This window comes from Psychrobacter sp. Ps2 (genome assembly GCF_022129405.1).
GTDB lineage: Bacteria > Pseudomonadota > Gammaproteobacteria > Pseudomonadales > Moraxellaceae > Psychrobacter.
Genome location: NZ_JADQAM010000061.1, coordinates 220733 through 237293 on the forward strand (window position 1 = coordinate 220733; position 16561 = coordinate 237293).

A 16561-nucleotide genomic window follows, 5' to 3' on the forward strand; every position below is an offset into this window, starting at 1 on the left:
AGTTCGCGATCAAAACTAGCATTGTTAAAGCATCTCTTCTACCCAACTCAAGACGGCTTCTGTCAGCGCAAATTGACGAACGTCATTGAGCATAGTGGTATCAAAATTATGAGTAAAAGCAAATGACAACTGGCGCTCAGGGTCGCACCAAGCAACCGATCCGTTATATCCCATATGCCCAAATCCTGATAATGCAGGACTCTTTCTCTTATCCGTATCCTCGTTGTTAACATACAGGCTAAATAATCTATGATAGCCCAATCGCCATTTCATAGCCGCTGGCATAACCGCATCTAAACCCTCAACCTGCGGAGTAGATAACTGCTCAAAAGTAGCACTATCGATCAGTATTTTTCCTTGCCATACACCGCCATTAGCAAGCATCGCATAAATTGTTGCCAATGCTTTAGCGGAAGCAACACCATTTGCCGCTGGAATGACAGCCTGTAGCGTCTGGCGGTTATGATAATCAAGGGCATGTTTGCCAGTAGGTATCAGCGCTGCCTTATAGTTTTTTAGATTGAGCTGACTGGTATTGAAATATAAGCTATTGATACGCGCAGTATTTAATACAGGCTGTACGCTATCATTGTCAGAGCTATCTAGCTTTCCATCAAGGCTGTCATCAAGGCTACTTTGCGTCTCAGCTGCACGCTTGTCGTTTAGCATTTTTTGTTGCCAGTAATGATAACTAGGTAAGCTTGCATAAGTACGTAAAGTTTCTTGAGAGTCTACTTTTAAGGTTGGTTTTTGACGTCTCGATTTTAATTGGGAGCTCGTATCCTCTGTTTCTTCAAAATCTTTGGCCAATTTTGCCACCTGATCTACTTTGCTATCCGGCACACCAAAATAGCAGCTGTCGGCAATGCCCAGAGGCTCCGTTAGATACTGGCGCAGTGCTTCAGCGAACGATAGATTCGTGACCGCCTCTACTACGCCGCCCAATACCCAACCGTACACTAATGCACTATAAGCGCTGTCATATTTGGGCGCATCTTCGGGAGAGGTAATGGGCATCGCTGCAATGTGGCGCAGCATCGTATCCCAATCGAGTACCGTCTCGCTATCGACATCGATACTTTGAATCGAAAACAAGTCGGCCTGATGTGACATGATTTGTCGCAACGTAATTTGATCTTTGCCGTTTGCAGCAAATTCTGGCCAGTAATGGGCAATAGGTTTGTCATATTCAAGCAGTTGCTGCGAAACCAGCACATGAACGAACGTTGCCAATACCCCTTTACCGGTAGAAAAATTAATGGCCAACGTATCGGGCTGCCACGGCATATCAGGACGCGCCATACCTGTACTGGCTTGTGCTATACAATGACCTGCTTGATACACGGCCACAGCCCCGCCAGCAGGTGCATCACCAAGCTGTAAGTCTGTCAGTAATTGCTGTAATTTTTTTTGAAAGTCAACGTTTATAGATGTATTAGAATTTTCTATATTATGATCCATTGTTATTACCTTGCTTCAGTGATATGAATTACTCTATTTTTAAGATGATAGTAATACACAAGCTATATAAAATATCTGAACCAGTATAAATGAATTGTGAGCCAATAAAAAAGGCCACCTATTGGTCGCCTTTTTTATTATTTATTTTGATGTTATTTTTAGAGTTTGCTAACGTCTAAGACAGCACTAATATTCAATGCCACAAATCTAGTTAACGCGGCACTAGCAAACGGTTATGAACTTCTTGTTCAAGCTTGGTCAAACCATGACTGCGACCACGTTCCATAGCCGTATCCATCTTACGTCCACGCAACCATCCTGCCCGCAGCGCTATTGCAGCTCCTACTCTATTACCCGACCCACAGTGCATAGCGATTTTTTTGCCATGGTGCTGGCGCAATACATTATCAAATGCCAATATCTTAAGCTGCTTTAGCTCTTTAGCACCGTTGATAGGCAGCTGTTCGTAGTGCATACCTGCTTGCTCAACTGCTGATGCCTCATCAAAGCTTAACTCGTCATCAGGCTGCAAGTTGATGACCAGCTCAACGCCCGCTTTCGCTAAAGCCGCAACTTTTTCGTCATCTAATGCACCGCACACGATAGTGTTTGCATCTGGACGAAAATAAGGCTCAAAGATATCGGCCAAATCAACGCCATTATCGGCACTAACATGAATGTTAGCGCCGCTATCGTTAGCAGCGGCCGTATCGGTTGCTATCGAGCTATTTGATTGATCTACGTCTATCGCGTTTTCTTCTGAAGGCATGTTTTGTGAAGTCATAATAATAAATATGTACGTTAAATATGGCTGTAAAATAGAAGCTTTATGATGTTTATATTACTTGCTGTCGCTCTTTAAGGTTACAACACCCGCCAAATGCGGTTTATTGTTTTTAGAGCTATATAATCCAAACTCACAAGTATCATCTACGTTTGTAAGTTGGGCTACTGGCTCAGCAATCAGCTCTACTTCAGCTGGCAAAAAGATAGGCAGCTTAAATGAGACGTCAATTGTGTAAGCATCAGGCAAGTCACCCATCAGAGCAAGGCACTTAGCCTTTGACCACATACCGTGCGCAATCGCTTTAGGGAAACCAAACGCACGTGCTGATAGTGGATGCAAATGAATCAAGTTAAAATCGCCTGAGACAAAAGCATAACGACGACCGATATCTTCTGGCACTTCAAAAATGCTATGAACACCCTCTTCGTTTACTTCAGGCTTGACCATGACCGGACGCGGCGCGCTCTTCTTATCTTTACTGCTAGGTTTTTTGCTACGTGATAAATAAGTCGATGTACCTTCCCAGATGACTTCCTCTTCTGACTTTACGATAGTCACGAAGTCAAACTGCTGACCTTGGGCGTGATCGCGCAGGTTATCAAAAGTGACCGACATTGCTACCGTTTCACGCTCTCCAATCGGACGATACTGGGTAACACTATTATCAACGTGAACAAGACCTAGCATGGCAAATGGGAATGGCTCTTTGACCATCATGTTCATCTGCAGCGTCTGTGACAATACCGAGAAGTAAGTCGCTGGCACTTTACCATCATCAGCAAAACCGCAAATTTTGCGATAGTCGTCTAGGTTTTCTTGATCGATATGCAAGTCATCTACATAGTAAGTAGATTGTGGCAACTGGTCTCTACTGACCTTGCCACCATTACCGATAGGCAATAAGCTTTTGACAATATTGGCGTAAGTGGTGTGCGCTTTTGGCAACGCATCATAATGTTTGTCTGACATAAGTACATCCTAAGTGTGGCTTGAACAAGTTCTTTAACGTTTATAAAGACAATCTGCAGTCATTGACTAAAGCCTACTATTAAATCATCTAATAAGCATTAAATTTAATCAACCTCATGAGTATCTTTAATAGCAAAAAATAGTTTGGCTATTGGTTCTTGTGTTTTTATCATAAAAAAGCCACCCTTGGGCAGCTTTATTACACTTTATCAGAGATTATTTCGTAAGCATATGTGATACAAACGAGGAATAATAGCTCATATGATACAACTACTGTCTCTATCTGTACCTTGTTTCTCACATATACCTATCAATTAATCAACATTATGCACCAAGTAAGCTTTGACCACAGACGCGAACCGTGTTGCCATTTAGACCGCCAGACGCAGGTGACGCGAACCATGCGATAGTCTCAGCCACATCTACTGGCAGGCCGCCTTGGCTCATTGAATTCATGCGGCGACCAGCTTCACGAATAGCAAATGGAATGGCTTCTGTCATTTGGGTTTCGATGAAACCAGGAGCGACTGCATTGATCGTCATGCCTTTAGCATTGTCTTCTAATTGCTTGGCAGTTGCGTTAACCAAACCAATCACACCAGCTTTAGAAGTGGCATAGTTGGTCTGACCCATGTTGCCAGCGATACCTGAAATTGACGACACACATACGATACGTGCGTTTTCTTTCAGTACGTCATTGTCCAACAAGTAGCGGTTCAATCTAGCGATACTGCCTAAGTTGATATCAATGACCATGTTCCACTTTTTCTCATCCATTTTAGCCAACGTCTTATCACGAGTCACGCCAGCATTATGGATGATTGAATCTAGGCCACCACGTTTTTGGGCAGCGTCAGCGATTTCTGCCCCAGCATCTTCACTAGTGATATCTACTGTCAAAGCAGAGCCGCTGATTTCGCTAGCAACTTTTTGTAGGTCAGCTTGCTGCTGTGGTACATCTAGACAGATAACATGAGCCCCTTCACGAGCCAATACACGAGCGATAGCTTCGCCAATACCGCGACTTGCGCCAGTCACTAGCATCGTCTTGCCGCCCAAAGGCTGGTTCCAGTCAACATCAACTGAGCTGCCTTTACTGACACGTACTACTTGTCCTGATACATAAGCTGAACGAGCTGAGGTAAAAAAGCGTAAGGTTGAATCTAGGTTTTGCTCTGCGCCTTCTTCAACATAAATCAGCTGCGCTGTGATACCGCGCTTAAACTCTTTACCCACTGACTTCACAAAACCCTCAAGCGAGCGTTGAGCCATTGCAGATTCAATATCAGTGATGTTCTCTGGCGTACGACCAACCACAACCACACGGCCTGATTTTTCTACGCGGCGTGCAACTGTATGGAAAAACTCATAAAGCTCTTTTAGCTGTTCAGCATTGCTAATATTACTGGCATCAAAAATCAGTACTTTGAATTGATCATCGCCGCCCGTGTTGGCTTTTGCCTCGACGCCTGCATCAGCAAGTGCGTCTTTGATATCATCACTGCTGTTTACATATACTTCGGCATGGACATCTGAGAGGATACGGGCAACAGACTCACTGACACTCTTGTCATCACCAGTAGCACGGCCAACCAATACGCTACCACGCACCAAACGCTCACCGCTTTCGAAACGATCAAGCGTCGTTGGCATTGGCAAACCTAAGTTTTTTGCTACTTTTTTGCCAATAGAAGATTGAACAAAATCACCATAACGGTCTGACATAATATAATCCTTATAATTAATGATTCGTATAATAATAAAAAATGCAATGAATCTATTATATAGAGACATTGACATCGTCATTATTTAAATTTAGTAAATCGCCTCAAAACTAGCCTAACTATACACTTCCCTTATAAACAAGTCCAAAAACAGATAATGTCTACAACAATCTGTAAACAAGTCAGTATACAAGCCAGTCGTTTTTAGCAGCATTAAGCGCCACTATAACATGTTAAAATCTGACCTATAGGTTATGGCATACTTAATTATTGATAACAATATATTATCAAACGTACTGTTATGCAATGCTAATATTTCTTACTAGCCAGTCTATTAGAGCGATGCGTCATGGTCATGAATCTACTACCGACCTCATACAAGCGTCACATAGTTTGCTAAAGAGATACATTAAGTGAATAAAAACGCCTTATGATAAACAGCTGTACTGCGTAATAAATGATAATATTTGCTTGTATAAAATAACTTAACTATTTTTTATTATTACCTATCACTTTTTACTTCTACCTATACTTTTTAAGGATAATATTATGAGTAATAAAAACAATCATCCAGATAGCCCTGTTGTTGAAAGTACAGTTGTTAAAGCAACGGATACAAAATCAGATACAGCAAAAAAAGAAAACGCTGCAAAAAGCACCTCGACTAAAGATACTAGCGCTAAAGAAACTGCTAGCAAAAAAGCGGTCGATGAAAAAGTGGAAACCACTGCTGCTAAAAAACCTGCTCCAGCTAAAAAAGCCAGCGCGAGCAAACCAGCTTCAAACCTAAACCGTGTTGCTATTTTAGGTGGTAACCGTATTCCATTCGCGCGCTCAAATGGATCATACGCTGATGTTAGCAACACAGATATGCTAACAGCTGCATTGGACGGCTTGGTTGAGCGTTATAACCTGCAAGGCGAAACAGTAGGTGAAGTGGTATCTGGCGCAGTCATGAAACTTAGCCGTGATATCAACCTTACTCGTGAAGCCACATTGAATACTGCGCTAAACCCACATACGCCAACTTATGATATCTCACAAGCTTGCGGTACTGGCTTACAAGCAACCTTTGCTGCTGCTAACAAGATTGCACTTGGTCTGATCGATTCGGCAATCACTGGCGGTGTAGATACTACTTCTGATGCTCCTATCGCTGTCGGCGATGGCTTGCGTAAAGTACTGATCAAACTTGGTGCAGCAAAAGACAACAAACAACGTCTAAAAGCACTAATGGGTCTAAATCCAAAAGACTTAATCGATTCACCGCAAAATGGTGAGCCACGCACTGGCCTATCAATGGGCGATCATCAAGCGATTACCACGCTTGAGTGGAATATCAGTCGTGAAGCACAGGATGAGCTTGCATTTAACAGCCATCAAAACCTAGCACGCGCTTATGACGAAGGCTTCTTTGATGACTTGATCACGCCGTACAAAGGCCTGACTCGTGATAACAACTTGCGTCCAGATACTACATTAGAAAAACTGGGTAAATTAAAGCCAGTATTTGGTAGAAAAAATGCCAATCCAACGATGACAGCTGCCAACTCTACGCCGCTTACTGATGGTGCTTCTTGTGTACTACTAGGTACTGATGAGTGGGCAAAAGAGCACGGCCTAAAACCACTGGCTTATATCGTCCATCAAGAAACCGCAGCAGTAGACTTTATTGGTAAATCTGGTACTACAGAAGGCTTACTAATGGCACCAGCTTATGCGGTACCACGTATGCTTGAGCGCGCTGGTCTGACTCTACAAGACTTTGACTTTTATGAGATTCATGAAGCCTTCGCTTCACAAGTACTATCAACCTTAGCTGCTTGGGAAGATGAGAAATTCTGTGAAGAGCGCCTAGGCTTAGATGCCCCACTAGGTTCTATTGATCGTAGCAAGCTAAACGTAAATGGTTCATCATTAGCCGCAGGTCATCCATTTGCGGCAACTGGTGGTCGTATTCTAGCCACTGCTGCTAAATTGTTGGATCAAAAAGGTTCAGGCCGTGCACTTATTTCTATCTGCGCAGCAGGTGGTCAAGGCGTGACTTGTATCCTAGAAAAATAAGCCTGGTCACTTTTAAGTGAACAAGATACGCTGACTTATTATTTTAATCAGTACATATCTATCAATAAAAAAATGCTCTTTAATTTATTTAAAGGGCATTTTTTATTGTCTGTACTTTGCTATGATAGAAACGACCTAGATAGTAGCCTCTTAAAAAAGCCGATACGCAAAACAAAGGTAATATTTATGGGTAAGACAAAAATTTTATTAAGAAAAATGAGGCAAGTCATTTTTGGCTCTGAAAAACTGGTGATGACAGAACCGCTTGCAACCGCTGATTTTCAATCTCTAACGACTGAAGAGGATGTAGATCGGTACCATCAGGAACAAGCCATTCTTACTGAACGCATCGAAAAAGACATTCTTGATGATGATTTACGTCGAAAAATGCACCAAGACTTAATCGATACATATGATGAAGAACTAGAAAATGAAATAGATGACTATGCACGTGACTTTCGTTTTAACGGACGTGAGATGAGCGAGCAAGAAAAACTGGATCGACGCACCTACTTTCAAGAGTTGGTACGACTACAGCGAGAACTGATAAAACTACAAGATTGGGTAGTTGATCGCGGTGAGCGTATCGTCGTTATCTTTGAAGGGCGGGATTCTGCTGGCAAAGGTGGCGCCATTAAACGCATTACCCAACGATTAAACCCACGCGTTTGCAGGGTAGCTGCCCTACCGGCTCCCACTGAGCGCGAGCAAACGCAGTGGTACTTCCAACGTTACGTGGCCCACTTGCCTGCAGCAGGCGAAATCGTATTGTTTGACCGTAGTTGGTACAATCGCGGAGGCGTTGAGCGTGTCATGGGGTTTTGTACTGACGCGCAATATGAAGAATTTTTTCAATCAGTACCAGAGTTTGAGCGTATGCTCGTACGCTCAGGCATTCGTTTGGTGAAATACTGGTTTTCTATCACTGATGATGAGCAACATGCACGATTTATGAGCCGAATATATGATCCGCTTAAGCAGTGGAAACTCTCACCAATGGATCTACAGTCGCGCCGACGCTGGGAAGATTACACCAAAGCAAAAGAAACCATGTTTGAGCGCACTCATATTCCTGAAGCACCCTGGTGGGTTGTCGAAGGCAATAACAAAAAACGTGCTAGGCTGAACTGTATTGCCCATTTGCTTGACCAAATCCCTTACAAAGAAGTGCCTCGTGACGAAATTGAGTTACCCAATCGCAAACGCGATGATGAATATTACCGCGAACCTATTCCCGATGATATGTATGTACCGCCTCGTTATTAAGCGACTAGCACCTACTACTATAAAAAATTAAAGAAAATTGATCGAAAAAAGCAGCCTTACTAAATAATAAGGCTGCTTTTTTTATATTTATAAGTTAAAAATCATAGCCAAACTCATCAAAGATACAGTTGTGATTTCTAGATACTACCTAGTTATTACCTAGATACTACATAGTATAAGTCGATTGCAAGCTATCGATTTTTCCTGCTAGCAAGCGTTCAACTTCATTCTTAATTCTTTGACCAGAGACGTCACTACCAATTTGCACAGCAAACCCTGCTGGGCGACTGCCTTGACTCTTAGAGTTAATCCAAACAACCTTACCATTCATTGGTAGGCGTTCACTAGAGTTGGGTAACGTGATAGCGATAAACACTTCATCACCCAATTGCTGAAGTTTGTCAGACGGTACAAACAAAGCGCCATTACTGACAAAAGATAAATAGCTGGCATATAACATTTCGATACTTTCATAATGACAGGTTAAAATCCCGCCACGTCCTGGCATTGCCATAGTCAGCTTCCTTCATCAACTGGGTTTAATATGTTTATATAAATAATTGATAGTATATAGTTAAGAACAATTGCAAATTTTCGAACACTAACTAAGCGTTAAAGCATGGCTCTATAAGCCTGCCAACTCTTGCATTAGCTTATCATAGGCAAATTTTTCTTGCACATTTTGTTGCAGCGCAATTTTGGTCTGCTGTACGCTGTTGGCAAATGCCTCTAACCCGCTATCAGTAGGCTGATAAGTAGCCAATACCGTTGATAGATTGACATCCTTTTGTAGTTCAACCAGGCCTAAACAGACACGGCGTATATCAAGGAGCATCAGCTCAGATAGCTGTATAAACTCTTTAATATTGAGCTGACTTTGCCAATAATCACTCGCCGCCACACCACTACGTTTACCGCTACGTAGCGCCTGCCATGTGGTCAGCCATAGGCTGCGCTTGCTATACCATGGTGCTTGCGCTAAGGCGATAGCAGCTAATGGCGCACCGTTGGCCAGTTGTATCAACTGTTCAATCGCAGCGGTACCGACGGCTTCGCGGTTAATCGTGTGACCTAACGCCTGCGTCACGTAATCGACAGCAACAGTCGGCTCAATTGTCTGTAGTGCCAACTGTTGCACACGACTCTTAATCGTTGGCAATAGCTGAGCAGGCGTATCACTAATCAAAAGTAGATGCACCTGCGCTTGTGGTTCTTCCAATGTTTTAAGCAGCGCATTGGCAGCGGCCACCGTCATTTTTTCAGCGTGATCTAACACACAGATACGCATCCCTTGCCCCCCTTGATAAATAAAAGGCTGCAAGGCACGAATATCATCTACTTTGATTTTAAGAGCGCTATTGCTAGTAGCTTTAGCGCCTTTTTTATCTTTTGTGCTACTTGATTTTTCTTGAAGCGCATCGCTTTCGGCACTGATAGGCATACTAACGAGTGGTAATACTTGTAGGCTCGGATGAGTTCCCGACTTGAGCCATTGACAGCTCTCACACACTTCGCAAGCACCTAGTGGGTGTGTGCCACGCTCACGGCATAATAGCCAAGCGACCAATCGCCATACAAAGGCGCGTTTGCCCATACCTTGCATACCAGCAGCGAGCAATGCATGCGGCAAAGACTGCTGCTTAAGTACGCGCTCAGTCAACTGTAACCACAGTACTTTTTGCCATGGCAGTAGTGGCGCAAAATACATACGGTCTGTGTTATCTAGTGCGTCCATATTTCCTGTCAAATTATTCATGGTTATGGCTCTATCACATTGATTAGGTATTTCAGGTATAGCCACGACAACGATACTTTAGCGTTGTAGGAAACTTAGAATCGCACGCAACTTTGCTCAGACTATTACTTATGAGAGTTATGAAAGCTATCTAAGCTCATCGCGTTTAGACGGTCTAGATCCTCTTGTGTATCGACACCCGCTGGTAACTGATAGGCGGCTTCTGCGATTGCGATATGCTGACCATTTTCTAAAACACGTAATTGCTCTAAGCTTTCGAGTATCTCAAGTGGCGTTTGTGGCCAGTTTACGAACTGCTGTAATAGACTGACACGATAAGCGTATAAACCCAAATGACGATAGGCGTTCTTTGGTGGTTGCATCTGGTTATTATCAGCCAATACAACATCACGATCATAAGGAATCGGTGCGCGGCTAAAATAGAGCGCACGCTGTAAGTTATTAGCAGATTGGCTGACTACTTTTACTACCGATGGCCGCTGGAACGTATCATAGTCATCGATAGGCTCACAGAGTGTGGCCATCACGCTATCATCATCCGCTACCAAGAGCGCCTGTACTTGTTCCAAAAGCAATGGCGGTACAAGGGGTTCATCGCCTTGCATGTTCACCACAATATCATGCTCAGCCCAACCTTTGATAGCTGCTACCTCTGCCAAGCGATCCGTCCCTGAAGCATGCTCACTACTGGTCATAACCACATCAAAACCTGCATCGATGCAAACTTTTGCAATTTGCTCATCATCAGTCGCTATACACATGTCATCAGCAAAACTTGCTGTCTGCGCTTTTTCTGCTACCCAAAGTATCATCGGCTTACCATGAATATTTAGCAATGGCTTACCAGGTAAACGCGTACTCTTGAAACGTGCAGGAATCACGATATGGGTTTTGGCGGGCGTGGTGGCGAACGACATGGCGTATTCCTATAAAAGTGGTACGGAAATTTAAGATATTAGTTGATATTTATAATGAGGCTGACGTGTTCATATCATGGTCGATGCGAATCCCTAGCGCCTTTAGCTGCGCATCTAGATTATGATAACTATTCTCTGATAATACAGCCGTCACTGGCAACACCCATAGTCTACTGACAAGTTCTACATACTCACCACTGAGTGCTTGTGTCGCTGTATAGTCTGCCAATAATGCGCTGATTTTTACCGCATCTTTACTGGTTACGATGATAGGATAATCACCATATTGTAAAAGCTCAGCCAAACTAAAATCATAATGGTCAGGGTAAGGGTGCCCTATGACCTCAAAGCCAATAGATTCTAAGGTATCAAAAAACCGCTGCGGATAGCCGATACCACTAACAGCATGGACGCGGCTGTTATTAGTAGGCTTTACACTATTGAGTTGAGCTGCACTCAATATAGGATTCCATAGACGTTGAAACTCACCAGCTTGCAAATGCATGGTCAAACGATCAGTAGACTGTATCTTATTACCACCTCTAGAAGTCTGAGTTGAATCTGTACTTGGCTTTTCATGATAGATAACATTTGCACTTTCTAATCGTGACATCGGCTCACGCAAAAAACCTGTTGGTAATAGCTGCTTGTTGCCAAACCCACGGGCGGCATCTACCACAATCCATTCGATATCACGCTGTAGTGCATAATGCTGCAAACCATCATCTGCAATAATCAATTGCAAATCAGGCTCTGCCTTTAACAGAGCAGCAATCGCTTGTTGGCGATTGGGGCACACTGCCATAGCAGCGCCTGTCATATGAGCAATCAAACACGGCTCATCCCCGACTATATGAGGTAAGCTGGTAGCACTAACCAATGCGGGCATTTGACTCGTATCACCGCCATACCCGCGACTGATTACCCCTACTTTTACGCCTTTTTTCTGTAAGTAGCTGACCAGAGCAATGATCAGCGGCGTCTTACCACTACCCCCCACACTGATATTACCAATGACCATCACGGGAATAGGTGCTCGATGGCTTGATAATAGCCCAGCCTTATAAGCTTGACGACGCAGCAAGGTGATGAAACCGTACAACCAACTGACAGGCAGCAACAACCATAACCAAACAGCTTGACGTTGCCATGCGCGGGTGATTGTTGTTTCAATACTCATTAATCAATGTCGCTTATCTTATTGGTTCATGGCTGCGTGAAAATTGGCTAAAAACTTCTAAACTGACTACTCAAAATCTCGAGCATACATTTGCGCATAGTGGCCTTGTAGCTGCATTAGCTCATTATGCGTTCCTAACTCAACAATCTGGCCACCATCCATCACAGCAATACGATCCGCTGATTCGATAGTCGTCAGGCGATGGGCAATGACCAGTGTGGTGCGGTCTTTCATCACATTATCGAGCGCTTGCTGGATATAATACTCAGACTCATTATCCAGCGCGCTGGTGGCTTCGTCTAAAATTAGAATCGGTGCATCCTTTAGTAATGCGCGAGCAATAGATAAACGCTGACGCTGACCACCAGATAGTTGCAACCCTTCAGCACCAATTTCACTCTGATAGCCATTTGGCATTTTCATAATAAAGTCATGAGCGAAGGCATCTTTTGCGGCTTGTTCAACCTCAGCTTGAGTCTTGTCAGCTAGGCTGCCGTAAGCAATATTATTAAATACGGTGGTATTAAACAATACTACCTGCTGGTTCACCATTGCAATCTGGGCACGCAGACTCTCTAACTTAATGTCTTCGATTGGCATACCATCCAATGTGATCTGCCCTGAGGAAGTTTCTAGAGTACGGGTTAATAAATTGACCAATGACGACTTGCCCGCGCCACTTCGCCCTACTAATGCAACTGTCTCGCCTGCTTTTATATTCAAGGTAAAGTCACGTAGAGCCACCGTCGAATCTGGATAAACCAAGCTGATATTGTCTAACGACATTTGCCCTGATAGCGCTTTACTGATTGTGCCTGTATCTTCCTCTTCTGGCTCATCAAGTAGCGCAAAAATCGACTCACCAGCAGCCAGACCTTTTTGCAGCTTCTGATTAATATCAGTCAGCGAACGTACAGGCTTACTTAATAAACCTGCTGCTGCAATGTAGGAGATGAACTCACCTGCTGAAATATCATCTATTACTGCAGGTCGCAACGCAAGCCAGACGACAACGGCCATCGCAACCGCCATCAACAGCTGTACGGCTGGCGTATTAATACTATTGGTAACAACCACCTTCATACCTTGGCGTAGGTTTTTCTTCGATGTTTTGTCAAAACGTGCTGACTCGTATGATTGACCGCCGTAATTTTTGACCACTTGATAGCCGCCGATGACTTCATTGGTAATGTGACTGACATTACCCATCGTCTCTTGGATACCTTTTGAGAGCTTAAGATAGCGCTTTGACGCAATGCGCACCAGCCATAGTATTGGTGGTAAGACAACAAACAAAATAAGCGTTAGACGCCAATTGCTATAGAACAAAAAACCGATCAATGCGACAACGGTCAAACCATCACGTAGCAAGGTCTTCATTGAGTCTGTACTGGCGGCCGTGACCTGTTCAACATCAAATATCAATTTCGATGAAATCGTACCGGCTGGATTGGCCAAATAAAATGAGCTAGGTAAGCGCAGTAATTTATTGAAAACTTCTACACGTAACTCGTAGACTAAATTGCGTGAGACCAATGCAGAGTAATAGTTACCCAAAAAACTACCAACCCCGCGCACAAAGAATAGCAATATAATCAATAGCGGGAATAAGGCTTGTTTACTTCGATCATTCTGATTGATAGCATCCGTAATATATTGCAGAAGCTTGGCAGTCCAAATCTCTGTCCCTGCATTAATCGCAAAACCTAAAGCCGTCAATAGCAATGCCCACCAGTAAGGCTTTAAATACCTTAACAAGCGTAATAACGTCTTGCTCTTAGGGATAACGGGCGATACTGCCGATGCGTTTTTAGCAGAAGATTTTTTAGAGTCAGGTGAATAAGCTTGGCTCATGAAAGCCTCAATTTGGGTATCGTGGTATGGATGGGCTGTGTGTCACACAGTTTTATGATGGTAAGGCTGTCTATGTTACTGCGGTAGCGTTTGGCCAAGTGGCACCACTGTACTGATGTTTAAATTCAAAAATCCGAGCTTTCCAGCGATATCCATTACTCGTACCACAGACTGATGAGTTGCATTGGCATCCGCTGCAATGACAAATAGCATATCGCGATTACTGCCCGCCTCTTGCTGCAATATGCTGGTCAGTTCAGCCTCATTGCTACTAGCAAGTGTAATGCCGTTGACCAAATAGCTGCCATCCTCTTGCACAGCTACTTCGATACTGTTGTTTTGTTCTGTCAGTGCGACACCTTCCGCTTCAGGAAGGATAATATTTAAACGACTAAAGTGATTAAATGAGGTAGCAAGTAATAAAAACACAATCAAAAACAGTAAACAATCAATCATCGGTGTCAGATTAATTTCAAGTGGTTCAACCGTTGGTTTTCTAAAACGCATATCAATCTCTTTAATTCAGCTACCATTTATAGGCTTAAGATTTCTATTCTTTAAAACCGCATTGACTACACTGCCGCTATGCTAGTCTTATCCGAATCCAACCCACCGAATGAACGTTCTTGCACAATACTATCTTCTATTGCCATACGGCCCGAAGATGTAGATGGCTGCGTACTAGCAAGCAAGTGATAGTCATACAACTCTTGAATCATAAGCCCTGCTTGAGTCTCAAACTGAGCATTAATATCAATGATACGGCGCTGAAAATAACGATAAGCAACCAACGCAGGGATAGCAACAATCATACCTGCAGCGGTAGTGATTAGTGCCTGTGATACACCAGCGGCTAGCATCGTCGGGTCTTGCATGGCGCCATCGGTAATCGCTAAGAATGAAGAGATGATTCCTAGTACCGTACCTAATAGACCAAGTAACGGAGCTATCGCACCGATAGTGCCTAACATATTGATGTTTTTTTCCAACTGATGAACTTGGACGCTGGCACGATTTTGCATGTGCATCGTCATCGACTCTAGCCCATACTGACGATATAGCAACCCCGTTGCCAAGATATCGCCAAGCGCCGTCTTTTCTTTTACATTCATCAATTGTGTGCGGCCAATATCACCATTTTCACGTAAACGAGTTATCAGCTGTTCGCGCAACCTGCTAGGAGCAACTTTATTAAACTGCAAGGTATGACTACGCTCAATGATGATGACTAATGCCAATATAGAACAGACCACGATAGGTGTCATCAGCCAGCCACCTGCTTTTACCAACTCCCACATACCCACTCTCTTCCGTATTTTTGCAAAAACGATCACTACAAAATAATTATTACAGAGGCGATTTAGCGTTTGGATAGATACAGCTAACTCGCAAACGTTATTAAGCCTGAGCTTCTATATGTTTGATCAACGCAGCTAATTGGTCTTGATTGTGGAAAAATATCTCAACACTACCTTGACCATCTTTTTTATGTTTGAGTTTGACTTCAGCACCAAGCATGTCTGTCAATCTTTGGGTCAAACGCTCTGCATCACGAGATTGTGCTTGTTCAGCACGGTTTATCTTGGGTGCTGGCTGCAAGATTGATTTGACCAATTTTTCAGCTTCTCGCACGGTCATACCACCATCGATAATCTTTTGCGCGATGATAGGTTGCTGTTCAGAGGACAATGCTAAAAGTGTACGAGCATGACCCATATCTAGCGCACTGTTGGCCAAATGGTCTTTTACTGTATCATGCAGCTGATTTAAACGAAGTAGATTCGATACTGTTGTACGCGCCTTGCCAACGACTTCAGCGATCATGGCATGACTCATACCAAATTCGGTATGAAAACGCTGCAATGCTGCTGCCTGCTCAATCACTGATAAGTCTTCACGCTGGATGTTTTCAATCAGTGCTAATGCAATTGCCAACTCATCAGATAAGGCGCGCTCAATCGCGGGGATGACCGCTTTTCCTGCCATTTTTGCAGCGCGCCAGCGGCGTTCACCAGCGATAATTTCGTGAGTGACAAATGCTTCACTCTTATCCTCATTTGCCAACAGTGGACGGATAACGATAGGCTGCATCACGCCATGCTGCTCGATAGAAGACGCCAATTCTGCAAGTGCTGTCTCACTCATATCACGACGAGGCTGGTACTTACCTGCTTGCAAGCGTGTGACATCAATCTGCACAAGGCTAATCTGGTCTTCGGTTGCGCTCGTATCTGCACTATTGCCACGCGATTTGTTGAGCGACGCCTTGCTAGTAGCACGAGGTGAACGTGGCGCGCGAGTGCTATTCTCACTAGCAGCATCGTTATCAGTAGTCTTCGCAGATGATTTTTTACTGGCTTTTGTCGGAGTGATATCAGGCGCTATATCCGTAGACACAGTATCTACAGGCGCATTAGTCTCTACAGGCACATTAATATCTGGCGCAGCATTTTCACGCGCCACCATGTCGTCTTGCAAGGCAGAGGCGGTAATTTGCTTTTCTTTTTTGATTGACCCTAATAAGGCATCTAAGCCCCGATTAGCAGCCAACCCTCTTTTCTTCGCCATGATTACCTATCCTCT

14 protein-coding genes are annotated in these 16561 nt (G+C 43.7%); 2 read left to right on the forward strand and 12 right to left on the reverse strand.

Annotation, left to right across the window (positions count from 1 at the left end):
• Positions 1–24 precede the first annotated feature (24 nt).
• The 4 genes from I3254_RS12610 to I3254_RS12625 form a co-directional block, all read right to left on the reverse strand.
• A complete protein-coding gene (locus I3254_RS12610; RefSeq protein ID WP_238053096.1) occupies positions 25–1461 on the reverse strand; it encodes a serine hydrolase domain-containing protein in 1437 nt (478 codons plus the stop codon).
• A gap of 211 nt (positions 1462–1672) precedes the next feature.
• Positions 1673–2245: a sulfur transferase domain-containing protein gene (locus I3254_RS12615; protein WP_238053097.1), complete on the reverse strand. Its 573-nt coding sequence runs from the start codon at positions 2243–2245 to the stop codon at positions 1673–1675.
• A gap of 57 nt (positions 2246–2302) precedes the next feature.
• The gene (locus tag I3254_RS12620) at positions 2303–3217 is read right to left on the reverse strand and encodes a MaoC/PaaZ C-terminal domain-containing protein (RefSeq protein ID WP_160020875.1); all 915 of its coding nucleotides are present in this window, start codon (positions 3215–3217) and stop codon (positions 2303–2305) included.
• A gap of 324 nt (positions 3218–3541) precedes the next feature.
• Positions 3542–4942 (reverse strand): 3-oxoacyl-ACP reductase, encoded by a 1401-nt coding sequence (locus I3254_RS12625; RefSeq protein WP_238053098.1) that lies wholly within the window; start codon positions 4940–4942, stop codon positions 3542–3544.
• Between the two features lie 548 nt (positions 4943–5490).
• On the opposite strand from I3254_RS12625, the gene I3254_RS12630 reads away from it, so the two are divergent.
• Together I3254_RS12630 and ppk2 are read left to right on the forward strand one after the other, a co-directional pair.
• Complete coding sequence (locus I3254_RS12630; RefSeq protein WP_238053099.1) at positions 5491–7005, forward strand: acetyl-CoA C-acetyltransferase; 1515 nt, start codon at positions 5491–5493, stop codon at positions 7003–7005.
• Between the two features lie 186 nt (positions 7006–7191).
• Positions 7192–8271: a polyphosphate kinase 2 gene (gene ppk2, locus I3254_RS12635; protein WP_238053100.1), complete on the forward strand. Its 1080-nt coding sequence runs from the start codon at positions 7192–7194 to the stop codon at positions 8269–8271.
• A gap of 166 nt (positions 8272–8437) precedes the next feature.
• On the opposite strand, the gene I3254_RS12640 is transcribed toward ppk2, so the two are convergent.
• The 8 genes from I3254_RS12640 to I3254_RS12675 all read right to left on the reverse strand — a co-directional run bounded on the left by I3254_RS12640 (position 8438) and on the right by I3254_RS12675 (position 16546).
• Positions 8438–8785, reverse strand: a complete 348-nt coding sequence (locus I3254_RS12640) for a PilZ domain-containing protein (RefSeq protein ID WP_201572079.1) — start codon at positions 8783–8785, stop codon at positions 8438–8440.
• 111 nt (positions 8786–8896) lie between these two features.
• Positions 8897–10027 (reverse strand): DNA polymerase III subunit delta', encoded by a 1131-nt coding sequence (locus tag I3254_RS12645; protein WP_238053101.1) that lies wholly within the window; start codon positions 10025–10027, stop codon positions 8897–8899.
• Between the two features lie 104 nt (positions 10028–10131).
• The gene (gene kdsB, locus I3254_RS12650) at positions 10132–10944 is read right to left on the reverse strand and encodes a 3-deoxy-manno-octulosonate cytidylyltransferase (RefSeq protein ID WP_238053102.1); all 813 of its coding nucleotides are present in this window, start codon (positions 10942–10944) and stop codon (positions 10132–10134) included.
• 49 nt (positions 10945–10993) lie between these two features.
• A complete protein-coding gene (gene lpxK / locus I3254_RS12655; protein ID WP_238053103.1) occupies positions 10994–12124 on the reverse strand; it encodes a tetraacyldisaccharide 4'-kinase in 1131 nt (376 codons plus the stop codon).
• A gap of 66 nt (positions 12125–12190) precedes the next feature.
• Entirely contained in the window at positions 12191–13978 is a 1788-nt protein-coding gene (gene msbA, locus I3254_RS12660; RefSeq protein WP_238053104.1) for a lipid A export permease/ATP-binding protein MsbA, read from the reverse strand.
• 75 nt (positions 13979–14053) lie between these two features.
• Positions 14054–14485: a biopolymer transporter ExbD gene (locus tag I3254_RS12665; protein ID WP_238053105.1), complete on the reverse strand. Its 432-nt coding sequence runs from the start codon at positions 14483–14485 to the stop codon at positions 14054–14056.
• A 65-nt stretch (positions 14486–14550) separates the two neighbouring features.
• A complete protein-coding gene (locus I3254_RS12670; protein ID WP_238053106.1) occupies positions 14551–15276 on the reverse strand; it encodes a MotA/TolQ/ExbB proton channel family protein in 726 nt (241 codons plus the stop codon).
• Between the two features lie 100 nt (positions 15277–15376).
• Entirely contained in the window at positions 15377–16546 is a 1170-nt protein-coding gene (locus I3254_RS12675) for a ParB/RepB/Spo0J family partition protein (protein ID WP_238053107.1), read from the reverse strand.
• Between the last annotated feature and the right edge of the window lie 15 nt (positions 16547–16561).

What these genes read in the sequence shown, in the direction of transcription:
- I3254_RS12675 (WP_238053107.1), bottom strand. Translation starts at nt 16,546, where the DNA reads ATGGCGAAGAAAAGAGGGTTGGCTGCTAATCGGGGCTTAGATGCCTTA.
- I3254_RS12620 (WP_160020875.1), bottom strand. Translation starts at nt 3,217, where the DNA reads ATGTCAGACAAACATTATGATGCGTTGCCAAAAGCGCACACCACTTAC.
- kdsB (WP_238053102.1), bottom strand. Translation starts at nt 10,944, where the DNA reads ATGTCGTTCGCCACCACGCCCGCCAAAACCCATATCGTGATTCCTGCA.
- I3254_RS12610 (WP_238053096.1), bottom strand. Translation starts at nt 1,461, where the DNA reads ATGGATCATAATATAGAAAATTCTAATACATCTATAAACGTTGACTTT.
- msbA (WP_238053104.1), bottom strand. Translation starts at nt 13,978, where the DNA reads ATGAGCCAAGCTTATTCACCTGACTCTAAAAAATCTTCTGCTAAAAAC.
- I3254_RS12630 (WP_238053099.1), top strand. Translation starts at nt 5,491, where the DNA reads ATGAGTAATAAAAACAATCATCCAGATAGCCCTGTTGTTGAAAGTACA.
- I3254_RS12665 (WP_238053105.1), bottom strand. Translation starts at nt 14,485, where the DNA reads ATGCGTTTTAGAAAACCAACGGTTGAACCACTTGAAATTAATCTGACA.
- I3254_RS12615 (WP_238053097.1), bottom strand. Translation starts at nt 2,245, where the DNA reads ATGACTTCACAAAACATGCCTTCAGAAGAAAACGCGATAGACGTAGAT.
- I3254_RS12625 (WP_238053098.1), bottom strand. Translation starts at nt 4,942, where the DNA reads ATGTCAGACCGTTATGGTGATTTTGTTCAATCTTCTATTGGCAAAAAA.
- I3254_RS12645 (WP_238053101.1), bottom strand. Translation starts at nt 10,027, where the DNA reads ATGAATAATTTGACAGGAAATATGGACGCACTAGATAACACAGACCGT.
- I3254_RS12640 (WP_201572079.1), bottom strand. Translation starts at nt 8,785, where the DNA reads ATGGCAATGCCAGGACGTGGCGGGATTTTAACCTGTCATTATGAAAGT.
- I3254_RS12670 (WP_238053106.1), bottom strand. Translation starts at nt 15,276, where the DNA reads ATGTGGGAGTTGGTAAAAGCAGGTGGCTGGCTGATGACACCTATCGTG.
- ppk2 (WP_238053100.1), top strand. Translation starts at nt 7,192, where the DNA reads ATGGGTAAGACAAAAATTTTATTAAGAAAAATGAGGCAAGTCATTTTT.
- lpxK (WP_238053103.1), bottom strand. Translation starts at nt 12,124, where the DNA reads ATGAGTATTGAAACAACAATCACCCGCGCATGGCAACGTCAAGCTGTT.